23 protein-coding genes are annotated in these 25,638 nt (G+C 41.4%); 19 read left to right on the top strand and 4 right to left on the bottom strand.

Annotated features, from left to right (window positions below):
* Positions 1-117: 117 nt before the first annotated feature.
* From CRJ00_RS17600 to CRJ00_RS18690, 9 genes are all read left to right on the top strand, one after another.
* Positions 118-675 carry a UbiX family flavin prenyltransferase gene (locus CRJ00_RS17600; RefSeq protein ID WP_180268527.1) on the top strand — a complete coding sequence of 186 codons (558 nt, stop codon included), beginning with the start codon at positions 118-120 and terminating at the stop codon, positions 673-675.
* A gap of 140 nt (positions 676-815) precedes the next feature.
* A complete protein-coding gene (locus CRJ00_RS17595; RefSeq protein ID WP_099368037.1) occupies positions 816-2,078 on the top strand; it encodes a dihydroorotase in 1,263 nt (420 codons plus the stop codon).
* Positions 2,079-2,083: 5 nt separating this feature from the next.
* The gene (locus tag CRJ00_RS17590; protein ID WP_099368036.1) at positions 2,084-2,752 is read left to right on the top strand and encodes a hypothetical protein; all 669 of its coding nucleotides are present in this window, start codon (positions 2,084-2,086) and stop codon (positions 2,750-2,752) included.
* A gap of 3 nt (positions 2,753-2,755) precedes the next feature.
* Positions 2,756-3,376 carry a DUF4199 domain-containing protein gene (locus tag CRJ00_RS17585; RefSeq protein ID WP_099368035.1) on the top strand — a complete coding sequence of 207 codons (621 nt, stop codon included), beginning with the start codon at positions 2,756-2,758 and terminating at the stop codon, positions 3,374-3,376.
* A gap of 70 nt (positions 3,377-3,446) precedes the next feature.
* Positions 3,447-4,397: a glycosyltransferase family 2 protein gene (locus tag CRJ00_RS17580; protein WP_099368034.1), complete on the top strand. Its 951-nt coding sequence runs from the start codon at positions 3,447-3,449 to the stop codon at positions 4,395-4,397.
* A gap of 1 nt (position 4,398) precedes the next feature.
* Positions 4,399-5,406, top strand: coding sequence for a glycosyltransferase (locus CRJ00_RS17575; RefSeq protein ID WP_099368033.1), 1,008 nt, complete (start codon positions 4,399-4,401; stop codon positions 5,404-5,406).
* Positions 5,403-5,675 (top strand): hypothetical protein, encoded by a 273-nt coding sequence (locus CRJ00_RS17570; RefSeq protein ID WP_099368032.1) that lies wholly within the window; start codon positions 5,403-5,405, stop codon positions 5,673-5,675. The genes CRJ00_RS17575 and CRJ00_RS17570 overlap by 4 nt, the downstream gene beginning before the upstream one ends.
* Positions 5,672-6,436: an MBL fold metallo-hydrolase gene (locus tag CRJ00_RS17565; RefSeq protein ID WP_099368031.1), complete on the top strand. Its 765-nt coding sequence runs from the start codon at positions 5,672-5,674 to the stop codon at positions 6,434-6,436. Before CRJ00_RS17570 ends, CRJ00_RS17565 begins: the two co-directional genes overlap by 4 nt.
* Before the next feature lie 106 nt (positions 6,437-6,542).
* A complete protein-coding gene (locus CRJ00_RS18690) occupies positions 6,543-6,695 on the top strand; it encodes a lmo0937 family membrane protein (RefSeq protein ID WP_134777679.1) in 153 nt (50 codons plus the stop codon).
* A 5-nt stretch (positions 6,696-6,700) separates the two neighbouring features.
* On the opposite strand, the gene CRJ00_RS17560 is transcribed toward CRJ00_RS18690, so the two are convergent.
* Both CRJ00_RS17560 and queA read right to left on the bottom strand, forming a co-directional pair.
* Complete coding sequence (locus CRJ00_RS17560) at positions 6,701-7,402, bottom strand: 2-C-methyl-D-erythritol 4-phosphate cytidylyltransferase (RefSeq protein WP_099368030.1); 702 nt, start codon at positions 7,400-7,402, stop codon at positions 6,701-6,703.
* A gap of 148 nt (positions 7,403-7,550) precedes the next feature.
* Positions 7,551-8,600 carry a tRNA preQ1(34) S-adenosylmethionine ribosyltransferase-isomerase QueA gene (queA, locus tag CRJ00_RS17555; protein ID WP_099368029.1) on the bottom strand — a complete coding sequence of 350 codons (1,050 nt, stop codon included), beginning with the start codon at positions 8,598-8,600 and terminating at the stop codon, positions 7,551-7,553.
* 213 nt (positions 8,601-8,813) lie between these two features.
* Between queA and CRJ00_RS17550 the strand changes: the two genes are divergently transcribed.
* From CRJ00_RS17550 to CRJ00_RS17535, 4 genes are read left to right on the top strand one after another with little or no spacing between them, the layout of a single operon-like run.
* Entirely contained in the window at positions 8,814-11,270 is a 2,457-nt protein-coding gene (locus tag CRJ00_RS17550) for a glycoside hydrolase family 31 protein (protein ID WP_099368028.1), read from the top strand.
* Between the two features lie 59 nt (positions 11,271-11,329).
* On the top strand, positions 11,330-13,249 hold the full coding sequence (glgB, locus tag CRJ00_RS17545) for a 1,4-alpha-glucan branching protein GlgB (protein ID WP_099368027.1): 1,920 nt from the start codon (positions 11,330-11,332) through the stop codon (positions 13,247-13,249).
* Entirely contained in the window at positions 13,246-14,661 is a 1,416-nt protein-coding gene (locus CRJ00_RS17540) for a glycogen synthase (RefSeq protein WP_099368026.1), read from the top strand. Before glgB ends, CRJ00_RS17540 begins: the two co-directional genes overlap by 4 nt.
* A 1-nt stretch (position 14,662) precedes the next feature.
* On the top strand, positions 14,663-15,934 hold the full coding sequence (locus CRJ00_RS17535; RefSeq protein WP_099368025.1) for a glucose-1-phosphate adenylyltransferase: 1,272 nt from the start codon (positions 14,663-14,665) through the stop codon (positions 15,932-15,934).
* Between the two features lie 84 nt (positions 15,935-16,018).
* Here the strand turns inward: CRJ00_RS17535 and CRJ00_RS17530 are convergent, their stop codons facing one another.
* Both CRJ00_RS17530 and CRJ00_RS17525 read right to left on the bottom strand, forming a co-directional pair.
* Positions 16,019-17,206: an EamA family transporter gene (locus CRJ00_RS17530; protein WP_099368024.1), complete on the bottom strand. Its 1,188-nt coding sequence runs from the start codon at positions 17,204-17,206 to the stop codon at positions 16,019-16,021.
* 7 nt (positions 17,207-17,213) lie between these two features.
* A complete protein-coding gene (locus CRJ00_RS17525) occupies positions 17,214-17,693 on the bottom strand; it encodes an Lrp/AsnC family transcriptional regulator (protein ID WP_099368023.1) in 480 nt (159 codons plus the stop codon).
* 226 nt (positions 17,694-17,919) lie between these two features.
* Between CRJ00_RS17525 and CRJ00_RS17520 the strand changes: the two genes are divergently transcribed.
* From CRJ00_RS17520 to CRJ00_RS17495, 6 genes are read left to right on the top strand one after another with little or no spacing between them, the layout of a single operon-like run.
* Positions 17,920-20,847 (top strand): FAD-binding and (Fe-S)-binding domain-containing protein, encoded by a 2,928-nt coding sequence (locus CRJ00_RS17520; protein ID WP_257213836.1) that lies wholly within the window; start codon positions 17,920-17,922, stop codon positions 20,845-20,847.
* Between the two features lie 41 nt (positions 20,848-20,888).
* Positions 20,889-21,530 carry a hypothetical protein gene (locus CRJ00_RS17515; protein ID WP_099368021.1) on the top strand — a complete coding sequence of 214 codons (642 nt, stop codon included), beginning with the start codon at positions 20,889-20,891 and terminating at the stop codon, positions 21,528-21,530.
* Positions 21,531-21,559: 29 nt separating this feature from the next.
* Complete coding sequence (locus CRJ00_RS17510; RefSeq protein WP_144038194.1) at positions 21,560-22,021, top strand: hypothetical protein; 462 nt, start codon at positions 21,560-21,562, stop codon at positions 22,019-22,021.
* On the top strand, positions 21,966-22,454 hold the full coding sequence (locus CRJ00_RS17505) for a hypothetical protein (RefSeq protein ID WP_099368019.1): 489 nt from the start codon (positions 21,966-21,968) through the stop codon (positions 22,452-22,454). The genes CRJ00_RS17510 and CRJ00_RS17505 overlap by 56 nt, the downstream gene beginning before the upstream one ends.
* Positions 22,454-23,272, top strand: coding sequence for an alpha/beta hydrolase (locus CRJ00_RS17500; protein ID WP_099368018.1), 819 nt, complete (start codon positions 22,454-22,456; stop codon positions 23,270-23,272). Before CRJ00_RS17505 ends, CRJ00_RS17500 begins: the two co-directional genes overlap by 1 nt.
* Before the next feature lie 28 nt (positions 23,273-23,300).
* Positions 23,301-25,637 carry a TonB-dependent receptor gene (locus CRJ00_RS17495; protein ID WP_099368017.1) on the top strand — a complete coding sequence of 779 codons (2,337 nt, stop codon included), beginning with the start codon at positions 23,301-23,303 and terminating at the stop codon, positions 25,635-25,637.
* Position 25,638 lies beyond the last annotated feature (1 nt).

Raw genomic sequence — 25,638 nt, 5'->3', positions numbered from 1 at the left:
TATTCCCAACCATCCCTCATCCCCAGCAAGTAGCTCTCCTGTCTAAATTCTAAATACTTTATACTAAATACTAGTACTTCTTACTAAATACTAAATACTAAATACTAATTTTACATCATGTCTAAAATAATAGTTGCGATTACAGGTGCCTCAGGTTCCATTTATGCCAAAATATTGTTGGATAAACTTACCCTTCTGAAAGATCAGGTGGAAGAGGTTGGTGTGGTAATGTCGGATAATGCCAAGGATGTCTGGAAATTTGAACTGGGAGATGAGAGTTACAATGATTATTCCTTCAAATTCTACCAGAAGAATGATTTCATGGCGCCATTTGCATCAGGATCCGCTAAATTTGAGACCATGATCGTAGCTCCCTGCTCCATGGGGACCTTGGCTAGGATTGCGCAAGGAACTTCGTCAGACCTTACCACCAGAGCGGCTGATGTTATCCTGAAAGAACGTAGAAAACTGATCTTGATCACTCGGGAAACGCCATTAAGTTTGATCCACATCAATAATATGCAGGCAGTAACCCAGGCAGGAGGAATCGTTTGTCCAGCATCGCCGTCTTTTTACAGCAGACCCGCAACTTTTGAGGAATTGGCAGCTACGGTAATAGACCGCGTCCTTGATATGGCCGGTTTTGATCTGCAGACCTACCGCTGGGGTAAATAGAAAAACCATAATTTTATCCTCGTAATCCAAAGGATTTTGTATTTTTGTTTTTTAATGAAACAGCTGTATCTATCTTTATTAGCATTCGTTATATCCAACAAAAATTACGATCACTATATTTTTGATTTTCAATATATTTCATGGGAACAATATTAATTACTTCTGCAACATTGGTTTCGGCAGGCCATCCGCTACACCTAACATCTGTTGATGTATTGGTTAAAAATGGAAAAATTGAGAAAATTGGCAAGTCTGTAAAGGCGGAAGGGAAGGTTCAGGAGATCAACGGGAAGGGAAGTTTTCTTTCTGTCGGTTTTTTCGATCTGAATGTAAACTTTGGCGAACCGGGTTATGAAACCAAGGAAGATATCCAAACAGGTACTGCTGCGGCAGCATCTGGTGGCTTTACCGGTGTAGCTGTACACCCGAATACCAATCCACCGATCCATTCCCGTTCAGAAGTGTCCCTGATCGTCAATACGGCAAAGGGTAACCTCGTTGATGTTTTTCCCGTTGGAGCAGTGAGCAAAAAAAGGGAAGGAAATGAATTGGCCGAACTGTTCGATATGAAGATCAATGGTGCCGTAGCCTTCAGCGATGGTAACCGCAGTGTACAGCAGGCAGGATTGATGGGAAGAGCGTTATTATATGCCAAAGGTTTCCAAGGATTGATCATGACCTTTCCGCAGGATGAATCCATTGCTGCTGGAAATAAAATGAACGAAGGGGAGGTGAGTACCTACCTGGGCATGAAAGGTATCCCTAACTTGGCAGAGTCTATCATGGTTTCCCGTGATCTATTCTTGGCCGAATACAATGAATCACCGATCCACTTCAGTACGATTTCTACCGAAGAATCGGTAGATCTGATCAAAAAAGCAAAAGCAAAAGGAATCCAGGTTACCTGTGATGTGGCTGCGCATAACTTGGTTTTTACCGATGAAGATGTCAAATCTTTTGATAGCCACTATAAAGTGAGCCCACCATTACGCACCAAGCGTGATGTAAAAGCCTTGATCAAAGGTCTAAAAGATGGTGTGATTGATGCGGTGGTTTCGCAACATACCCCACACGAAATTGAATTCAAAGAAGTAGAATTCCAGATTGCAAAAGATGGCATCATCGCATCGCAAACTGTTCTTCCATTACTGATTAAAGCCGGCTTCAACCCAGAATCGATTGTAGAAAAATTGGCAGAAAATCCGCGTAAGGTATTGAATCTTCCAGTTCCACAGCTCGTAGAGGGTGAGGATGCTAACTTGGTTTTATTCAGTATGGATAAAAAATGGACTTTAGATAATAACAGCAATAAGTCCAAATCGACTAATTCACCATTATTTGGTAAGGAATTGACAGGCCAGGTCTTGGCAACGATCAATAACAACCAGGTAATCATAAACTAAACAATATGGAAGCGAAAGTAAAAAAAGCATTTGAGGCAAGTTTTAATGCCTATGCGAACTCTGAAAATATCGATGCGTCTGTGGTAAAGACAGCGTTGGAAAATGTATTCAATGCCGAAAAACCATTTATGGATAAGGTGGCAGATATGGATGCGGTTTTTGATGACCATCAGCAATTTGAAGAATTGCGTGAATACACGTTTGATCTTCTCATGATCAATTTCTTCGCAGAAGATGTATTGAAACTGGAAGAGGATTACCTGGAGTCGGAAGAATGGGAAGCCATCGAAGACGAGACCATTGAAAGGGGTTCGGAGATGCTGAACATCCTCTTATACCTAAAAGAATGTGCAGATGATGAGATCGAACCATCTTTGGATGATTTCCTGAAAGAGTTCCTATTGGTGGAAGAAGATGAATTCCAAGATGAATACGAAATTTATGAAAATGTGATTGCCAATCAGTTGTTAGTTGAGAGCTCTTATGAGCAGATCGCTAAGGTTGCCGATAGCCAGTCGAAAGATGAGGAGATTTATGAGCTGTTTTATCCTTTGGTTTCTTTCTTTTACGAGCAAAATCCAAATGAAGGACAATTGGGAGATTTTTCTAAGTATGCGGCAAATAAATCATTATCTTTAGCCTTATATCAATTAATGATCAACTTTAACAAATAAATTATGGAATTGACAACTAACGAAAATCCGTTATTGAAGAAGAAAGCAATTACCTATGGGATTATCCTTGGGGTGGTTTCGGTGGTATTGGCTATAGCTTCTATGTATATTACCATTAATGGAACCACACTAATGAGTTCGGCTATACAGGCAGGAGCGGTTAACTATATCCCTTTCTTGATTTTGGTAGCGGTTTTTTCAAAATCCCTTCGTACGGCAAATGGTGGTTACTGGAGCTTTTCTGTAGCCCTTAAAAATATCTTCATCATGTTGGCAGTTACCGCACTGATCGGTACCTTGGCAACCATGATCATGAACTGGACCATGCCTCAGTTGCAGGAACAGGTATTGGATAAAACCCGCAATATGACCATCGAGTATTACGAGTCCATCAATGCTTCTGATGAAGCAATCGATACCATCGTAGCGGAATTGGATAAACAACGCGATGCCTTAGGCTCATTGTCCATCGGACAGAATGTCTTGGGTCTGTTCATTTATTTCTTGGTTTATTTTGTGTTGGCCCTGATCTTTGCTGCCATCTTCAAAAAAGAAAAACCAATGTTCAAGGAACAGGTAGCAACAGATTCTGCACATCCTTGGCAAAATAATCCCGAAGCTTAATAATCCTATTACCTCAATATTTTTTGATTAAAGGTATCATCTAAAAATGATACCTTTGTCATTATTACTTATGGATATATCAGTAGTCATACCTTTATACAACGAGGAAGAGTCTCTTCCGGAGCTTTGCGCTTGGATCAAGCGTGTTATGGATGAGCATCAGTTCTCTTACGAGATCATCATGGTTGATGATGGGAGTAAGGATAAGTCCTGGCAGGTCATTCAATCGCTGAAAGCGGAGAATGAGCATGTTACAGGCGTTCGGTTCCGTCGTAATTACGGGAAATCGGCCGCATTGAATGTTGGTTTTGCCGCAGCACAGGGTGATGTGGTCATTACCATGGATGCCGATCTTCAGGATAGCCCTGATGAGATCCCGGAATTGTACGATCGTATCAAGAACCAAGGTGCTGACCTGGTTTCTGGATGGAAGAAAAAACGTTATGATCCATTGACCAAGACCATTCCAACCAAGCTGTTCAACTCCGTTACCCGCAGCATGTCGGGTATCGATAATCTGCACGACTTCAACTGTGGGCTGAAAGCCTATAAAAAAGATGTGGTAAAGAGCATCGAGGTATATGGCGAGATGCACCGTTATATCCCCGTATTGGCGAAATGGGCAGGATTCAGTAATATCCAGGAGCAGGTAGTTCAGCATTTTCCACGTAAATATGGGACGACCAAATTCGGTCCGGGCAGGTTTGTAAAAGGATTCCTGGATCTGATGTCGATCTTCTTTGTTGGTAAATTTGCCAAAAGACCGATGCACTTTTTTGGACCGCTGGGCGTGATCAGTTTCCTGATCGGGATTTTTATCACCATTTACCTCATCATCGAGAAATTGATGAGCATTGCCAATGGTACAGCCTACCGGAATGTGACGGATCAACCTTTGTTCTACCTATCGTTGGTAGCCATTTTGATCGGTTCACAATTGTTCCTAACAGGTTTCATTGCCGAGCTGGTATCCCGTAACGGTACAGACCGAAATAAATATCATATCGACCAGGTAATCTAAGATGTTCTTTTCAATCATTATTCCTTTATACAACCGACCGGTAGAGATCAAGGAATTGTTGCAATCCCTTTTGGATCAACAATACCAGGATTTCGAAGTGATCATTGTGGAGGATGGATCCAGGAACAAGGCCGATCATATCATCGATCAATTCAAGGATCGATTGGATGTCCATTATTTCTTTAAGGAAAATGAAGGTCAGGGATTCGCTAGGAACTATGGTTTTGAACGGGCGAAAGGCGATTATTTCATCGTCTTTGATTCCGATATCATTGTACCTTCCGATTACCTGCTAAAAGTTAAGGCAGGGATTGAAAAGGATGGACTCGATGCCTTCGGAGGACCGGATGCTGCGCATCCATCGTTCACTGCTATCCAGAAAGCCATCAGCTATTCCATGACCAGCCCCTTTACCACTGGAGGAATCCGCGGTAATAAAAAACATGTGGGCCAATTCCATCCGCGAAGTTTCAACCTTGGTATTTCCAGAAGAGTATGGGAACAAACAGGTGGTTTTAAACTTTCTCGCAGGTCGGAGGATATTGAATTCAGTATCCGGATGATCAATTCCGGGTTTAAGGTTGGATTGATTCCTGATGCCTTTGTTTACCATAAAAGAAGGACCAGCTTCGCACAATTTTATAAACAGACCCATAGTTTTGGAAAGGGGAGGATAGACATCTATAAGATGTATCCTGCCGAACTGAAACCCGTGCATGCCCTACCATCCGTTTTTGTTTTGGGACTGGTCGTGTTGTTCATGATCAATGTCATCAATTTATTAACGATGAATGGGATATATATCCTGAGTTTGTTAGGAACTCTTGGTAATTGTTTGTTATTATTGTATACAATAATGCTGTTCTTGCATGCCTTGATAACCTGCAGGAGCTTGAAAGTAGCCGTTCTTGCGGTGGTTGCGGCCTTTACGCAATTGATCGCTTATGGCTCCGGCTTTATCAGTCAGTATAGTAAACAGCTATTGTATCCAGAAAAGAAGAATTCATGATAGCGCTTACACAAAGTAGTTTAGATAAATTAGAAATTTTGTTCAAAGAGCAGGGGTATCGATTGCGATTTGAGAAAGGTTCTTTCCGAACCGGTGCTTGTATGCTTCAAAATTCAAAGGTCATTGTGGTGAATAAATTCTCCAGTGTGGATATGAAGGTGCAATCCCTACTTCAGCTATTGCAGACTATCCCCATTGAAGAGAGCTTGTTAAGTGATAAGTTGAAGCCATTCTTTCAACAGATTAAAAAAACAAAACTTACGGTTTGAGAATAACATTTTTAGGTACAGGTACATCACAGGGGGTCCCGGTTATCGCATGCTCATGTAAGGTATGCCGATCTACCGACCGACATGATAAACGTTTGAGGTCGTCCATTCTGTTGGAATATAACGACCATACCGTTGTTGTGGATACCGGTCCTGATTTCAGGTATCAGATGTTAAGAGACCAGGTGCAGCAGCTGGATGCCGTATTGATGACCCATTCCCATAAGGATCATGTGGCGGGTCTGGATGATGTTCGGGCTTTCAATTATCAGCAACAGCAATCCATTCCGATCTATTCCAATAAGGCGACCCACGATGCCCTTCGTAAGGAATTCTATTATGCCTTCAGCGATTTCAAATATCCTGGAGTTCCGCAATTAGAACTGGAGGAAATCTTCCCTGGCCAATCTTTTGAATTGTACGGAAAAGAAATCCTACCCATAGAGGTGATGCATTACAAGATGCCGGTATTGGGTTTTCGGATCGATGATTTTGCCTATATAACCGATGCAAAAACCATATCTGAAGAATCTTTTGAGCTGTTGAAAGGTGTGAAGACATTGGTTTTGAATGCGCTCCAAAAAGAACCACATATTTCCCATCTTACTTTAGCAGAGGCCATAGAAGTTTCTGAACGGATCCAACCAGAAAGGACTTATTTAACCCATATCAGCCATCGATTTGGAACCCATGAAGAAATTTCCGCTTTACTTCCCCCTAACATTTTTGTGGCTTACGATCAGTTAATTATCGAAGAATAATAAAAAATAATTCATCCTTCAAAACAATTGTGAATTTTCATTGTTCAACCATATGAAATCACATTTATTGAATTAATTATTTAAACACTTTAAAAACTGATTTGCTATGGGAAATATTTTGTATTTAATCGCAGTAGTTTTAGTCATTATCTGGGCTATCAGCTTCTTCGGAGGTTATGCAACAGGTGGTATTATTCACATCTTATTGGTGATCGCCATCATTGTTATTTTACTTAGGGTTATACGAGGTAACGCCTAGATAGATTATTCTAATAACAGCTGAGCAATAGCTAAATCCTCTTGATAAGTGATCTTCAGGTTCTGATGTTCACCGGGAAAGATGAGGAGGTTATTGCTCATTTTATTTTCATTCCAATTTTCCACCACCGATGCATCATCGGTAAAAGATGCTGATTCCTCTTGGTCATAGGCCTCCAGCAATAAGGCAGCTTGGAATACCTGCGGCGTCTGAACCAACCAGACCTGGTTTCTATCTACCGCTTCACTCTTATTTTCATTTCCAAATCGTACAGAACTGCTGCTCTGAACAGCAGGGATTACCGCATGAGGTCCATTGGCAACTTCTTGGTACAAAGCATCGATCAACTGCGTTGAAAGGAGAGGCCTAGCTGCGTCATGAACTGCAATTATGGCATTCGCTGGAACTTCAATCAAACTTCTCAACTTTGCCAGCCCATTTTTTACACTTTGAAACCTACTGTCTCCTCCATGGCAGAGCTCATGTGGTACCTGAAAATCATATTCCAGACAGAGCTTCTTCCAATAGGATTCCATTTCGGAAGAGAGGACCAGCATAATCTTTGGCTTGGTTTCTGATAAATGGAACTTTAACAAAGTATGCATTAAAATAGGTTTACCGTTTATCGGAATAAACTGTTTCGGGAGGTTTCCACCCATACGCGATCCAGTTCCAGCAGCTACAATAATGACATAGTTTTGTTCCATGTCATAAAGGTAAAAAAAACCTTAAATTTACCAAGAAAACATAGGGTTTACATAGGAAAAACGATAGCAGGAAAGGTAAAGGCCATTAAAAAAGAAGCCGTATAAAACATAGTTTTATACGGCTTAATCAATTGTTGAATTATTTATCTTAGATGATTAACATCGCATCGCCATAGCTGTAGAAACGATATTTTTCTTTAACGGCTACTTCGTAAGCATTCATGACGTTCTCATAACCTGCAAAGGCAGCAATCATCACCAATAGGGTAGATTGAGGCGTATGGAAGTTAGTGATCATCGAGTTTGCAATACTAAAATCGTAAGGAGGGTAAATAAATTTACTTGTCCAATCGTTTGCAGCTTTCAGGTGTTTGTCGGCAGAAACTGAAGATTCAATAGCACGCATAGAAGTAGTACCTACTGCACAGATACGACGTTTAGCATCGATTCCCTTGTTCACCACACGAGCAGCTTCTTCAGAGATGATGAATTGCTCCGAATCCATTTTGTGCTTAGTCAAATCTTCTACCTCCACGGTACGGAATGTTCCCAATCCAACGTGCAAGGTTACTTCTGCAAAATCAACCCCCTTCAGTTCCAAACGTTTCATCAATTCGCGCGAGAAGTGAAGTCCTGCTGTTGGAGCAGCAACTGCACCTTCATTTTTAGCGTAGATGGTTTGGTAACGGAATTTATCCTCTGGTGTTGCTTTACGTTTGATGTATTTTGGAAGAGGAGTTTCGCCAAGGATTTCAATGTTCTTGCGGAATTCCTCATCGGTTCCATCAAAAAGGAAACGGATGGTACGGCCGCGAGAAGTGGTATTGTCTACTACCTCCGCTACTAATAAATCATCATCTCCGAAATATAATTTATTACCTACACGGATTTTACGAGCTGGATCTACCAACACGTCCCATAGGCGTAATTCTTTGTTTAATTCTCTTAAAAGGAATACTTCAATGGTAGCACCAGTTTTCTCTTTGTTTCCATACATACGGGCAGGGAAAACTTTGGTGTTGTTCAATATCATGACATCTTTATCATCAAAGTAATCCAATACATCTTTGAAGATTTTGTGTTCGATTTTTCCAGAATCGCGGTGTAAAACCATCAAACGAGATTCGTCTCTTTGTTCAGATGGTTCAGAAGCTAGCAGAGACTCCGGTAGATTGAAGTTGAATTGAGATAATTTCATTTTATATGAATCAGTATTTATTGCCCTCTAGCCTTACTGGGGCTAGATTTTATAAAGGCTTACAAAAGTACGAAAAATTAAATAATTACACTGTCATATAAGATAATACCTACTTTTCTGTAAGAATTTATTTATTAATATTGGATTCTTTAAAATATATTGTAATTTAAAACGGCATTTGAAATGCCTTGAATTCCACAGAAACTAACTTTTATGGCAGACAGCACACGAAAAGAAGATTTTGCAAACGACCTACTTCCAGATACCGAGAGTTTAGAAGAGATGCACCATGTGAACAATCCTGTTTTGGATTTACCACGCATCGAAAAACAGTACCTTGCTAAGGTTCAGGGTTATATCCAAGAACGTAATTCCTTTTTCTTTACCGATGGGCGATCAAAGGTAGAAGTCAAAGTATTCTCTGAGGAGATCATCCGTATCCGATTGGCGCCTGAAGGGGTGTTTTTGGAAGATTTTTCCTATGCGGTGAGTTTCAAGGAAGAGGTCTTTGTAAACTGCGAAGTAACAGAAGATGAAGCCTATTTCCGGGTAAAAACCAGTGCAGTGACCTGCTCCATCAAAAAGGACAATTTCTTCATTTCCTTTTCTGAAGAGGATGATACCGTTCTGAACAGCGACCATGCAGCCATGCATTGGGAGGAGAATGTTGACTATGGCGGATATTATGTTTACTGTAGCAAGGAGGCCAAATCCGATGAGGTGTTTTATGGATTGGGCGATAAAGCCTCCAACCTCAATCTAAGAGGAAGAAGGGTGAAGAATTGGAATTCGGATACCTATTCCTATGCGTTCAATCAAGACCCGCTCTATAAAACGATTCCTTTCTACATTGGGGTAACCGAAGGAAAGGCCTACGGAATTTTCTTTGATAATACCTTCAAGACCTATTTTGATTTCGCTTCGGAGCATCCGAACCAAACAAGTTTCTGGTCAGAAGGTGGCGAACTAAAATACTATTATATCCACGGTCCGCAGATGATGGATGTAGTAAAAAGATACCATAGTTTAACCGGTACCCATTATATGCCGCCCATGTGGGCAATCGGCTACCATCAATGTCGCTGGTCCTACTATCCGGAGAACAAGGTTCGAGAAACGGCCTACGAATTCCGTAAGCGCGAGATCCCTTGTGATGCGATCTACCTGGATATAGATTATATGGATGGGTATCGTTGTTTCACTTGGAACAAGCGTTATTTCCCAGATCCTAAGAAAATGATCGCCGATCTGAATGCCAATGGCTTCAAAACGGTGGTAATGATCGATCCAGGAATCAAAGTCGATGAAAACTACTGGGTATTCAAGCAGGGACAGGAGAACAACTATTTCTGTCGTCGGGGTGATGATTATTTTATGGAAGGTTTTGTTTGGCCAGGCCGTTGTCAATTCCCGGATTACACCAACCCAGAGGTGAGGACCTGGTGGGGAACCTTATACAAAGGACTGGTAGATGATGGCGTTGCAGGATTCTGGAACGACATGAACGAACCGGCTGTTTTTGGAAGAGGAACATTCCCTGATGATGTTAGGCATCAATTTGAAGGTCATCGCGGATCACATCGTAAGGCCCATAATATATACGGCATGCAGATGGTTCGTGCAACCTACGATGGGTTGAAGAAATTATATAAGAATAAACGTCCATTTACCATTACCAGAGCGGCTTATGCTGGTACACAACGCTATTCGTCTGTTTGGACCGGAGATAACATCGCTACTTGGGAACACTTGCGCATCGGGACATTACAGTTGCAACGATTATCGGTTTCTGGGCTTTCTTTCTGTGGCACAGATATCGGTGGGTTTACGGGCGAGCCTGATGGTGAACTCTATACCCGTTGGATGCAGTTTGGGGTGTTTTCCCCGTTCATGCGTGTGCATTCGGCAGGCGATACCCGCGACAGGGAGCCTTGGAGTTTTGGGCCAGATTGGGAGCAGATCTGTAAGAAGTTCATTGAATTGAGGTATAAACTACTTCCTTATATCTATACCTGCTTTTGGATGCAGCATAGGTATGGGGAACCTATTCTTAGGCCGATATCCCTTCTGGAACAGCATATTGCCAAAAACCTGCAACGTGAGGAAGAATTTACCTTCGGTCATCAATTATTAGTGTCGCCTGTTTTGCACCCTGGTCAGTTGAACAAGGTTGTATATCTTCCTGAAGGAAGCTGGTATTACTATTTCGATCATACTCCATATGCCGGTGGGCAAGAACATACCATCGATACACCGATGGATGAAATGCCATTCTTTGTTCGAGGGGGAAGTATCATCCCTGAATTTCCGGTCATGCAATTTACCGGAGAGCGTAAAATTGAGTCCTTAAAGATGACGTTCTATTTTGCGGAAGGACAGCATGAATCGCACCTGTATTCCGATCATGGAGAAACCTTTGCTTATGAGCAAGGGGTGTATGTAGAGAAAAATTTCATTGCAGAGTCTACCCAAAACACGGTTCAGATCGTGCAGGGGGAACAGGGCTTGTATACACCATATTATTCGGACTTTAATCTTTACTTGGTCGGATTACCATTTGATATGAAGCAGGTTATTGTGGATGGTATGAAGGTAAATGTTAGCAAGGACGAAGATGGATTGAGCTTTATCAAATTAGAACGCGACTTCAAAAAGGTCATCATTCAATAATAACTAAATAAACTAAACAGAATAGCTTAATAGAAGATATTAATCATATAAACCTAATTATGTCAAACGCTGTAGAAGCACATTCCTTGTTGTCGGAATTTGATGTGTTCTTATTCCGGTCAGGAAGACATTATAAACTGTACGAAAAATTTGGATCACGAGAACTCCGGGTAGATGGCCGAGTAGGGGTCTACTTTGCTGTCTGGGCACCGAATGCCCAACAGGTATCCGTGATCGGAAATTTTAACGGATGGAATCCACATTCCCATCCCTTGCAAGTTCGATGGGATAGTTCGGGTATCTGGGAAGGTTTCATCCCTGGTCTTGAAAATGGGGAGGTTTATAAGTACCATATCCATTCCAGTACAGGCGAGCGTTTGGAAAAAGCCGATCCATTTGCATTACATGCTGAAGTAGCACCAAAAACAGCTTCGATTGTTGCGACCACTTGGTATTCTTGGCAGGATTCGGAATGGATGTACAACCGAAGGGAACATAATGCGCTCGACAGGCCTTATACCGTCTATGAAATGCACTTGGGTTCCTGGATGCGTGATCCAAAAGATCCCAATCGCTTTTTTTCCTATCAGGAAATAGCAGAGCGTTTGGTTCCCTATCTGCAGGAAATGAACTATACCCATGTGGAGTTTATGCCGGTGATGGAGCATCCCTATTATCCTTCTTGGGGATATCAGATCACAGGATATTTTGCTGCTACCTCAAGGTATGGTGGACCACAGGACCTGATGTATCTTATAGAAGAATTGCATAAACACCATATTGGTGTCATTCTGGACTGGGTGCCATCGCATTTTCCGGGCGATAGCCACGGATTGTATAAGTTTGATGGTACGCATTTATATGAGCATGCGGATCCTAAGAAGGGATTTCATCCCGATTGGCAATCCTATATTTTCAATTATGGCCGAAACGAGATCCGGTCTTTCCTCATCTCCAATGCGTTCTTTTGGCTCGACCGTTACCATGTGGATGGCTTACGCGTAGATGCCGTAGCATCGATGCTTTACCTGGATTACTCCAGAAAGCAAGGGGAATGGGAACCCAATGAGCTGGGAGGGAATGAAAACCTCGAGGCAGTTTCCTTTTTAAAGGAACTCAATGAAGCGATCTCCAAATATTTTCCGCAGGTACAATCCATTGCGGAGGAATCCACTTCCTGGCCAGGCGTAAGCCGGGCGACGTTTAATAACGGTTTGGGATTTGGCATGAAATGGATGATGGGTTGGATGCATGATACCTTATCCTATTTCAAGGAAGATCCGATCAATCGCTCTTATCATCATAATAAACTTACTTTTTCGTCGGTATATGCCTTTACGGAGAACTTTATGTTGCCATTGTCCCACGATGAGGTGGTTCATGGAAAACAATCGTTGATCTATAAGATGCCGGGGGATGAATGGCAGAAGTTTGCCAACCTGAGGGCTTTATACCTCTTTATGTATACTTTTTCTGGAACCAAACTGTTGTTCATGGGCGGTGAATTCGGACAAACATCCGAATGGAATGTGAACCAATCGTTGGATTGGCATTTATTACAGTTCAAACCACACCAGAGCCTGAAGAAGTTCGTTTCAAAATTGAACGAGATCTACCAGAGTTATCCAGCATTATATGAAAAACAGTTCAGTCCGGAAGGGTTCTTTTGGATTGATTTAGAAGATAAAGCGAACAGTGTTTTTGTGTACTGTAGACGTGGTCATGATTGGGAAAACGATTTGATTATTGTCTTGAACCTAACTCCTGTTGTACGGAGAAATTTTAGGATAGGGGTTCCCCATCCAGGCGAATGGGAATTGCTGTTGAATTCGGATGACATGAGTTACAATGGCAGTGCGGTAGGGGTTAAGAAGCAGGTCAGTACTGATCCGACTTTTTGGATGAACCAAAATCAGTCTTTCTCCTTGGATTTACCGCCATTGTCAGGACTGATCTTTAAACGAAAAATCAAGAAATGAAAGTAATCCATCTGAGTGTAGAATGTTTTCCGGTCGCCAAGGTAGGCGGGCTTGCCGATGTTGTCGGCGCATTGCCTAAATATTTAAATCATTTAGGGGTTGACGCTTCGGTGGTGATGCCTTATTTCAACCGGAAGTTTGTGCAGGAGCACAGCTTTGAAACGGTAGCAACTGGGCAATTCTATCAAGGTTCTATCCTGATGGATTATGAGGTGCTCAAAGAAAGCACTGATGCACTGGGTTTTCCATTGTATTTGATAAGGATTCCTGGCTTATTGGATCGGGAGGAAGTGTATTGCTATGCGGATGAAGCGGAACAATGGATTGCCTTTCAACATGCTTTCCTGCATTACCTAAAGCATAATGGTATAAAACCTGACATTATCCATTGCCATGACCATCATGTAGGATTAATTCCTTTTTTAACGAGGAACGCTACGGATTATAAAGAATTTTCAGACATTAAAACGGTATTTACCGTTCATAATGGACAATATCAAGGCTGGATGAACTGGAACAGAGGGATTATATTGCCTGCATTTGATACCTGGAAATGGGGGCTGTTGGATTGGGATGGTGTTATCAACCCTTTGGCTACAGCGATTAAATGCTGTGATGCCTATACTACCGTTTCAGAGGGTTACCTCAGCGAATTGTTTGTAGAAGCAAATGGCCTTCAACGCCTGTTCTATGATGAAAGAGGGAAAGCCTGGGGTATTGTGAATGGAATTGATACGGCTTACTGGGATCCTGCAACGGATAAACAGATTACGGATAATTATTCGCCAATCAATGTTCAGGAAGGTAAATATGAAAATAAAAGCAAATTCTGTAAGGAATATGGTTTAGATCCTAATTTACCCCTATTGAGCTATATAGGGCGTTTTGCCACGGAAAAGGGTGCGGATATTTTGCCGGGAATTGTAAGAAAGCTTTTGGATAAAGTAGCTGGAAAACTGAATATCTTTATACTTGGCTCCGGCGATCCAGCCATACAACAAGAGATTGCAGAACTTGAAAAGGAGTTTCCGGAAGGCTTTGCTGTCTTTTTCGGTTATAATGAACAATTGGCCCATCAGGTGTATGCGGCTTCGGATATGCTGATCATGCCTTCCAGGGTTGAGCCCTGTGGTTTGAACCAGCTCTATGCCCTTAAATACGGGACCATACCGGTAGTTAGGAACATCGGTGGACTAAAAGACACGGTTATTGATGTTTCTGAGGGTGGCTACGGATTTAAATTTGAGGATGTTAATGCAACAGAGGCATCCCAAGCGGTAGAACGTGCCTTGGATTATCTTCAAGAGCCTAAGAAATTAAATGAAACAAGAGATTTAGCCATGGAACTGGACTTTTCCTGGGATAAATCAGCTTCAAAATATGTAGAGTTATATAACCAATTACTTAAATAATATGGCGCACAAGGTAGTATCTATTGTTCTGGGAGGCGGTCGTGGCACCCGCCTGTTCCCATTGACCGATCAAAGGTCTAAGCCTGCAGTTCCGATTGCAGGTAAATACAGATTAGTGGATATTCCTATCTCTAACTGTTTGAATTCCGGTTACAACAAGATTTTTGTTTTGACCCAATTCAACTCGGCTTCGTTAAACAAACACATCAAAAACTCCTACAACTTCAGTATTTTCAGTAAGGGTTTTGTGGATATTTTGGCAGCAGAACAGACTAGTGAGGGAGATTCGTGGTTTGAAGGAACTGCTGATGCAGTGAGAAGGACGCAGAAAAATCTGGTCAATGTAGACTATGATTATGTGTTGATCCTTTCTGGAGATCAATTGTACCAGATGGATTATTCCGCTATGGTTGATTTTCATGTGAAAAATAAAGGCGAAATCACTATTGCAACCATTCCGGTGACGGGGAAGGAAGCAACGGGATTTGGTATCCTGAAATCCAATGAGGATAATGAGGTGGTTTCCTTCATCGAAAAGCCTAGTAAGGACTTATTGCCAGAATGGACTTCAGAAGTGCCTGATGAGTTGGAGAAGCAGGGTAGGAACTACTTGGCCTCCATGGGAATCTATGTGTTCTCCAAAGGTGTTATGACCAGAATGTTGGCTGAGAACAAAGGGATGGATTTTGGAAAGGAGATCATTCCTGATGCTATTGAAAATTCGAAGGTGTTGAGTTATCAGTTTGATGGCTATTGGACGGATATCGGTACCATTGCCTCCTTTTTCGAGGCAAATATCGGGTTGACAGAGGATATTCCTTCATTCAATCTTTTTGGAGAAACGGTGTATACCCGCGCGCGTATGCTTCCACCGTCCAAAGTTTCCGGAACGACCCTGAATCATGCGATCATTGCAGATGGCTGCATTATCTTGGCCGAGAAAATCCAACAATCGGTTATCGGTATCCGTTCGAGAATAGGTTCGGGTACAGTGGTGAAATTCACCTATATGATGGGTTCGGATTATTATGAGGAACTGAATGAGATTGTGGAGCTTGCTTCCAGTCAGGAACCGCCTCCAATTGGTGTTGGGGAGCGTTGTTATATAGAAAACACGATTTTGGATAAGAATTGCCGTATTGGTAATGATGTTCGGATAAAAGGAGGAAAACACCTTCCGGATGGTGATTTTGAAGAATATACGATCAGGGATGGGATAGTTGTGGTGAAGAAAAATGCCGTGATCCAACATGGTCGAACTATCGGTTTTTAAACCTTCCTAATTGGTTTAATAAAACAAAGCGCCTATTACTATTGTAATGGGCTCTTTGTTTTGATAGGCGATAGTTTTATTGCCTTAAAGCTCTTGATCACCTAATCCATCTGGATTATCCAAGTCGAATTCTGGTTTTGCTGTTGTTTTCTTTTCAGATTCGTTGTTTTCTTTAGCCTTTTTAAGGCGTGTCTTGCCGTATTCAGCTACTTCTACAATTCGTGGTATACTACTTTTCGGTGCCATATGACGTAATTTTTTAATTTTACGGCTGCGTTTGTATTTTTTGATCAGTTCACTGTTCACATAGAGGTTCCAGTTCATCAATAGAACCGAAAACAAAACAACGGCCAATCCAATGATCTGCATTTTGGTCACCTCATGGTTTGTGAAAAAATGAACCAGGATCAAGGCGACGATAGGATTTACGTAAGCATAGGTACTCACTTCGGTTGCAGGTCTTACCTGAAGAAGGAAAATATAGCAGCTAAAAGCCAAAATAGAGCCCATTAAGGCCAAGTAAACCATCGCTCCCCAATATTCTATAGCGACAGCAGAAAAGTCAAATCTGGCGTATTCTCCGTTCAACAGGGCAACGGTTGTAAATGCCGTTCCGGCTACTACCATTTGCCAAGCGGTCTTGACCATGACATTCAAATCCTCAGCTTCTGCTTTAGGGCCATTTTCTACAGCTGCTTTCTGGTCCCTTTTTTCCTTGCTGTACTTGGACAATAAGGAACCTACCGTCCAACCGATCGTTCCCAAAGTGAGGACAATCATGGCGGTCAATTTGTTATCATTATCGGCAGAATGAGCATTGGGTGAAAATATCTGCTCCGCAAAAAGCATGAATACGCCCAGAAATCCCAGGATCAATCCCAATAGAGTAGGAACAGAGGTGAAATTCTCCTTCCATTTCGGTTTGTCGAGTATGATGAACCAAATGGCAGTTGCTGCCGATAGGATGGATACAATACCGCTGGAGATGTATTGCTCAGACCAGATAATGGCTGCCATATCGACGAACAATAATAGAAACCCAACCATTGCTGCATCCTTTACAGCACTTTTGATAAATATCTTATATCCTTTGAAGTAGCAATAGCCCATCAATAGGGTTCCTGCAATGATAAATCTTATCGATCCCAACACAAAGGGTGGGAAGGCGTGCAAAGACTTCTCAATAAAGAAAAATGTAGATCCCCAAACGATATATACCACTAAATAGGCAAAGATGATCGTTGCGGTAGACGGGGTAGTAGCTTTTACCATATGTATTTTAATCCTTAAATGGGATCACTAATTTATTGTCCTCTTTAACTGTTTCCAGTACGATGGTCGTACGAGTGGAGATGATGCCATCAATCTTACTCAATGAATTGCGCATAAGGTCTACCAGACCTGCCGAATCGTTCGTACGTACCTTGATCAGATAGCCGTCCTCGCCTGCAATATCATGAACCTCTAATACTTCAGGGATCTCTGCCAGGAGAACACCTACTTTCTGAACACCAATGATATCTTGGGTCTTGATAAAGATAAAGGAAAGCATCTTTTGGTCGATTGCTGCTGGGTTGATGCGGGCATTATATTGAAGGATAACTTCGCGCTGTTCTAATTTCTTAACCCTTTCCAAAATTGCAGATGGTGCCATGCCCAATTCACGGGCAATATCAGCATTGTTGGTCCTTGCATTATCCTGCATGATACGCAGGATTTGAAGGTCAATCTGGTCAAGGGTAATTTCTAATTTTGCCATAATGGCGCAAATATCGATAATTCCGAATTAAATTCAAATTAATTAATGTAAAAATGAATTTTATTCAGTTTTGAGGTTTGTGATCTGACGGATAGTTTTATCGGTTTAAGTATTAGATAGCGAATACTTTACTAATATAATCAATAATCTTTAGGAATTAAAATGGGTTCTAATTGGGTTTATTTGTGTAACAATGCTTAGTTTTGTTGTTCAATCTTTACTTACAGTGTCTATAAAGTCGAATTTAGTTGAATTATCAGCATCCCTACAGGGAGATTTGTTTTTTGATGAAAAGAATGCATCGCACCAAACCATGCGTTTGGCCTATTCTACAGATGCTTCTGTTTACCAGGAATTGCCTTTAGCGGTTTGTATACCAAAAACAAAGGAGGATCTTGTAAAACTGATCCATTTTGGAAAAGCGAATAATATTACGCTCATTCCAAGGACAGCAGGTACTTCCTTAGCGGGGCAGGTGGTTGGAGCAGGAATCGTTGTAGATGTTTCACGGTTCTTCAATCAGATCCTGGAGGTCAATGTAGAAGAGAAATGGGCCCGTGTCCAACCGGGGGTGATCCGAGATGATCTGAATGCCTATTTAAAACCGATGGGGTTGATGTTTGGTCCGGAAACTTCGACGGCCAGCCGCGCCATGATCGGTGGTATGATAGGTAATAACTCTTCGGGTCTGCACTCCATCGTTTGGGGAGATACCAGGCAGAACCTTATCGCTGCAAATGTCTTATTAGATGATGCTTCGGAAGTTTTATTTGAAGCATTGAATGAGCAGGAATATTTTAAGAAATTAACCTCAACATGTCGAGAAGGTGATATTTACCGAGGGATCAACGAATTGATAAGCAAGCAAGATAACTTGGCAGCGATTCAATCGGGATACCCTAAAAAAGATATCACGCGTAGAAATACCGGATATGCTTTGGACCTGTTGACAGATACCAGTGAGCCTTTCAATTTCTGTAAACTATTAGCAGGGTCAGAAGGGACGATCGGGATTATTACCGAAGCTAAGATCAACCTTATGCCGCTTCCTCCGAAGGAAATTGGCTTGGTCTGTATACACTTTCATGATATGGTGGAATGTATGCATGGGAATGTGGTGGCGCTCCGAAATTTTCCGGAGGCTTCCGAATTGGTGGATAAATATATTCTTGATTTCACGGTAGGACATCCTACCTATCAATATAACCGTTTCTTCATTGAAGGCGATCCTCAAGCTTTATTGATTGTTGAGTTCAGAGCAGATACGGTCGCTGAAATACAGGCAAAAGCAGAAAAATTAATTCTTGAATTAAAAGCTGCAGGTTTGGGCTATGCCTATCCGCTGATATTAGGAGCTGAACAGACGAATTTGGTTTGGGATGTTCGGAAAGCGGGATTGGGATTGATCAGGAATCTTCCCGGAGATTCACAACCTGTTAATCTGATTGAAGACTGTGCGGTATCGCCTGAAGATCTTCCCGCCTATGTGGAAGATGTACAACAATTGCTGGTAGAAGAAAAGGTTCATGCTTCTTATTATGCACATGCGGGAGCAGGGGAATTGCATATAGAACCATTCATCAATCTGAAGACGGAAGAAGGAAAAAAACAGTTTCGTCGGATATTGGAAAGAACCACTGATCTGGTATTGAAGTACAATGGTTCCTTAAGTGGCGAGCATGGAGATGGTCGTTTAAGAGGGGAATTTATTGGTAAAGTATTAGGTGATACAGTGTATCAGTTGTTATTGGAAGTCAAGCAAATATTTGATCCTAATGCGGTGTTTAATGCCAAGAAGATTGTAGACACGCCGCCAATGGATACGCATCTGCGGTATGACCAAGTAACAGATGCTTCCCAAATAAAAACCTACTTTGATTTTACCAAGCAGGAGAGCATTTTGAGGTTGGCGGAGAAATGTTCGGGTTCTGGTGATTGTCGCAAAACGGAGATTACGGGTGGTACCATGTGTCCATCTTTTATGGCAACACGAGATGAGAAGGATACGACACGGGCAAGAGCCAACATGCTGCGCCAGTTTCTGACCAACTCTACAGAACAGAACAGGTTCAACCATGAGGAATTGAAAGAGGTGATGGATCTGTGTTTAAGCTGCAAAGGCTGCAAAACAGAATGCCCATCCAGTGTGGATATTGCTAAGATGAAAGCTGAGTTCCTGCAGCATTATTACGATGCTAACGGCAGTTCTTTCCGTAGCAAGCTGATAGCAAACTTCACCCAATCCCAAAAGTTAGGATCTTTAGTGGCACCTATCTATAACTTTTTCGCAACCAACAAGCTGACCTCCTCCCTGATCAAGCAGGTGGTAGGTTTTGCGCCCGACAGGTCCCTACCAAAAGTTTATGGGACTACCTTAACCCAATGGGCCAATAAAAAGGAGCGGAGGCAAGGGAAAAGACAGGTTTACCTGTATGCCGATGAGTTTACGAATTATAATGATACTGAAATAGGGATTACTGCCTATAAATTACTTACGGCTTTAGGTTATGAGGTGTTGGTTCCAAACCTTAAAGAGAGCGGCAGAACTTACCTCTCCAAGGGTTTTGTGAAAAAGGCAAAGGATCTAGCCAATAGCAATGTGGATTTGGCTTCGGCTATTATTTCGCAGGAAACGCCTTTATTGGGGGTAGAGCCATCGGCCATTATTACCTTTAGGGATGAATATGTGGATCTGGTGGATGCCGATAAAAAATCCAAGGCGGTGGAGTTGGCGAAACATGCGCTGATGATCGATGAATTCTTGGTTCAGGAGATGATTGCTGGTAGGATACATCAGGAACAGTTTACAGCGGCGCCTCAAAAGATCAAACTTCATGGACATTGTTATCAAAAAGCCTTTAAGCTGGTGGAATACAGCAAACAGATCCTTTCCTTACCATTGAATTATGAAGTGGAAGTGATCCCTTCGGGCTGTTGTGGAATGGCAGGTTCTTTTGGGTATGAGAAAGAACATTATGAGGTTTCCCAAAAAGTAGCTGAATTGGTGTTGTTTCCTACTTTGAGAAAAACAGGTGAGGAATATGTAGTGGCCGCAGCAGGAACATCCTGCAGGCATCAGATAAAAGATGGTCTGGAAAGGAAATCCTATCATCCTGTGGAAATACTTTATGACGCTTTAATTAACAAAGCATAAACATTAATTCCTTATTTTTGTTTAACAATAAACATATGATTATGAGAAAATTATTAAACATTGGATTAAGTCTTACAGCGGTAATGGCCATGATGTCATGTGGAAATTCTTCAAAAACCAATAACAATACAAGTGATTCCACTGGCGCTACAGGTTCAACCCTTAATCAATTAACAGCGAATACCGATGCGGAGTCTCTGCATTTGTATTTCCACCTTCAAGAAAACAGCCAAACGGATTCTTCGGTGATTTATGAAGCAAAATCCTTATATAATCAAGATACAGTAGGTTTTCAGGTCGAAGTGATCAAGAATATCCCTGCTGGTGTTACGGCGATGGGTGCTGCTGATGAACAGGCTGGTTTTAGACAAGGAGCGATCAAGTTTTCATCGATAGGGGCACCTTCAGATAATTTTGTGAAAAGCCTTGGAACCTTGATGAAGTTGCCAACCGATGGGAAAATGAGCACACAAACGCTTTTACCTTTGGTGTTTTCTTCCAATAAGGATCAAGTCGATCTATCAAAATCGGCAACTTATTCTTTCAAATATTTCTTTGAGAATGGAACGGGTACTCCTGCTGAATTATTTGGCGTTTTAGATACCTATAAAAAATCCTTTGAATTGACAGAGAAGGATTCTACCTATAGAAAGGCGATCATCGCTTCTTTTGAAGGAAAATAATGAATTAATGGAATGGCTAACCTTTTAAAGTGATTAGAATAAATAGCATTACGCTTTTAAGCGTCATATTGTTCCTGTTCAGTGCCTTAGCTGGAACTGCCCAGGACTTAATTCCTACTACTCGGGTTTCAAAAGGGAAACTGATTGCACCTGAGCTTAAGGAAGTTTCCGGGGTTATTGCATCTGATGCTAATCCCGGTTCTTTTTGGATGCACAATGATAGTGGAGACAAGGCTAGGATCTTCCTGGTGGATTCTTCCGCTAACCTGCTGCAGATTGTGAACTTAGAAGGTGTTATTGCCATTGATATGGAAGAGATCGGTAAGTTCAAGAAGGATGGGAAAAACTATTTGGTTTTGGGAGATATTGGGGATAACCGAGGGTTGAGAAAGGATATCCGCTTATATATTTTGGAAGAACCTGTTTGGGAGCAAGGTGGCAAAAAAAGAGAACCTTATCAAATCTTCGCAGATTCAAACCATCATCCTTAACCACGATGGTAAAGCCAGGGATGCAGAAGCTTTTTTCATAGATCCTTTGGACAATCGGTTTTACCTGATCAGCAAGCGGGAATTTAAATCAATTGTTTATTCAACTGATATTTTTCAAGATGTTGAAAAACATATGCTTAAACCTCTTATTACATTACCATTTACCTTTGTAACTGCTGCTGATATCAGCCCTTCAGGCGATGCCATTTTGATAAAGAATCTTACCGATATTTATTATTGGAATCGTGTATTGAATGAATCTATTCAGCACAGCCTTTCTAAGCCATATAAACGCTTAGCCTATCAACAAGAGCCACAAGGTGAAGCAATTACATTTGATAATTCTGGTAAAACCTTTTTTACCGTAAGTGAGCGCCCCTTTGGATTAGATTCTTATCTTTACCAATATAATTTTTCTAAACCTCAAAATTGATGAATATACGTTTAACATTCTTATTGATGCTTGCTGCATTCTTTACCGCACAAGCAGCTCAGGTGGATACGGTTTTGGTGAAAAGCACTGCAATGGGTAAAGCCATTAAAACGGTGGTTATCCAACCTGAAAACAGTAAGTCTAAAAACCTACCTACGCTTTATCTCTTACATGGGTATTCGGGTAATTATGCTAATTGGGTAGATAAAGTTCCGAAGATCAAGGAGCTGGTCGATAAATTGGAAATGATAGTTGTTTGTCCGGATGGAGGGTATGGAAGTTGGTATTGGGATATTCCGAATGATAAGAATTATCAATATGAAACCTTTGTTTCTAAAGAGTTGGTAGACTTTGTGGAAAGTAATTATGCAGTAGCTAAAGATCGTTCCAAACGAGGAATTACCGGTTTGAGTATGGGTGGTCATGGTGCATTGTATTTAGCGATTAAACATCAGGATACCTTTGCAGCTGCTGGTAGTACTGCCGGGGGAGTAGATATTCGTCCTTTTCCGAACAATTGGGAAATGGCTAAACGCTTAGGACCTTACCATGAGCAACAAGAGTCTTGGAACTCACATACCGTCATGGAGATGACACATTTGATCAAACCGAACTCACTTTCATTGTTTATTGATTGCGGTACGGAGGATTTCTTTTATAAAGTGAACTTGAAATTACACGAAAAAATGACTTACCTAAATATCCCACATCGGTTCCTGACCATGCCTGGAGCTCATAATTGGGATTATTGGAGTAAATCAATCTTATATCAGATGATGTTTTTCCATGATTTTTTCTATCAACCTGCTAAAAAATAATTTCCTGTAAATTTACGCTGCCCACCCTATGAATAAACTGCCCATACTTCGGATTTTAGGAACTATGATCATGGTTCTATTTTCTGTATTCCATGTATATGCCCAGAATAAGGTAACCCTAAGCGGTTATATCAAGGATGGAGGTTCGGGCGAAAGTCTTATCGCCGCCCTGATTAAATTTCCTGACCTTAAACTCAGTAGCTATTCAAATAATTATGGATTTTATTCGGTGTCCATTCCTGCTGGAAAACACGCGGTAGAAATAAGTTTTGTTGGCTATCGAACTTATCAGGATACCCTGCAGGTGGATGCCTCAAAGCAAATGAACTTTGAGTTGATCTCGACCTCAAATACCATTGAAGAGGTGGTTGTTTCTGCAAAAAAGGAGGATGGAAATGTTACTTCCGCGCAGATGGGCTCTTTGAAATTTACGATGGAGGAGGTAAGGAATGTGCCCGTCATCTTTGGCGAGCGCGATATTCTTAAAACCATCCAATTATTGCCTGGGGTAGCTTCTGGAGGTGAAGGAAGTTCGAGTTTTTATGTACGAGGCGGGGGAGGAGATCAAAACCTTATTCTTTTGGATGAGGCTACGGTGTATAATGCATCCCATCTATTGGGATTCTTCTCTACATTCAATTCCGATGCGGTAAAAGATGCAAATCTCTATAAAGGAGGGATTCCGGCACAATATGGTGGCAGGATTTCGTCTGTTATGGACATCAATATGTTGGATGGAAACAATAAGAAATTTGCTGTGGAAGGTGGTTTAGGGTTAATCGCGTCGCGATTGAAGGTGGAAGGTCCAATAGTTAAGGATAAAAGTTCCTTTATGTTGAGTGGTCGTAGAACCTATGCGGATATGTTCCTGAAATTATCGAAGGATGAAACCGTCAATCAGAGTAAGCTTTATTTCTATGATCTGAATGCTAAGGTGAATTATAAATTGAACTATCGGAATACGGTCTATCTTTCCGGATATTTTGGCAAGGATGATCTTGGGTATTCTGACCTGTTTGGATTTGATTGGGGAAACGCAACAGCAACAGTACGTTGGAACCATGTGTTGAACAACCAATTGTTCAGTAATACGACATTGATCTATAGTGATTTTACCTATAATGTGAATGTCAATAACGATGATTCGGATTTTACGATTGCCTCAAAAATCAGGAACTGGAACCTGAAGCAGGATTTCTCCTATTATTCCAACAATAATAATGTCTTGAAATTTGGGGTGAATCTATTGCAACAGCGCATCCGTCCTGCCAGTTTGGAAGCCAAGGCGGGTTCTGCAGTCAATTCCATTGCCGTAGATAACAGACAAGGAATAGAAGCGGCAGCCTATGTATCCCATGAATGGAAGCCGATTGAAAATCTTTCTATTATCTATGGCCTTCGCTTTAATGATTTTATGGTCCTAGGACCTGGAACATTTTATGATTTTGACCAGGATGGAGAGCCTATTGCAGAGAAAACTTATGGCAACGAGGTGATCAAGCACTATTTAAACGTGGAGCCGAGAGCCTCTATGGCCTATATTTTAAGTCCTCGAAATAGTATTAAGGCGAGTTATAACCGCATTGCCCAAAATCTTCATCAATTGACCAATACTACCTCCAGTCTTCCAACGGATCAGTATGTGGTAAGCAGCTTGAACATCAAACCGCAGATTGCCGATCAGGTGGCTTTAGGGTATTTCCAGAATTTTGCGAACAATGCCTATGAATTTTCCGTGGAAACTTATTATAAAAAATTGGATAACCAGATCGACTTTAGAAATGGAGCGGACCTGCAGGCCAATAAATATATGGAAGGCGACCTGCTGTATGGTATTGGTAGGGCTTATGGGGTGGAGTTCCTGCTTCGCAAGAACAAAGGTAAATTGAATGGATGGGTAAGTTATACCTTGGCGAAGAGCGAACGACAATTTGATCAGATCAATAATGGGAATTGGTATGCAGCACGCCAGGATAGGACGCATGATATTTCTATCGTTGGGATTTATCAGCTAAGTCCAAAATGGAACTTAGGGGCAACTTTTGTGTATAATACGGGAAATGCAATTACATTCCCAAGCGGTAAATATCAGGTGAATGGAACGACCATGTTCTATTATACGGAGCGTAATGGATATCGGATGCCTGCTTACCATCGTTTGGATCTTTCGGCAAATTATGAGCCGAAGAATCAGGATAAACGTTTCAATTCCAGTTGGTCGTTTGGCCTTTACAATGCTTATAACCGCAGGAATGCCTACATCATCGACTTCCGTGAAAATGAAACCAACCCGAATATCACCGAAGCGTATAAAATCGCATTATTCGGAATAATCCCTTCTGTTACCTGGAATTTTAAATTTTAGT

It is taken from the genome of Sphingobacterium sp. 1.A.4, from assembly GCF_002734245.1.
GTDB lineage: Bacteria > Bacteroidota > Bacteroidia > Sphingobacteriales > Sphingobacteriaceae > Sphingobacterium > Sphingobacterium tenebrionis.
The sequence above is the reverse complement of the archived record's forward strand: the minus strand, read 5'-3'. Positions and strand labels throughout refer to the sequence as shown.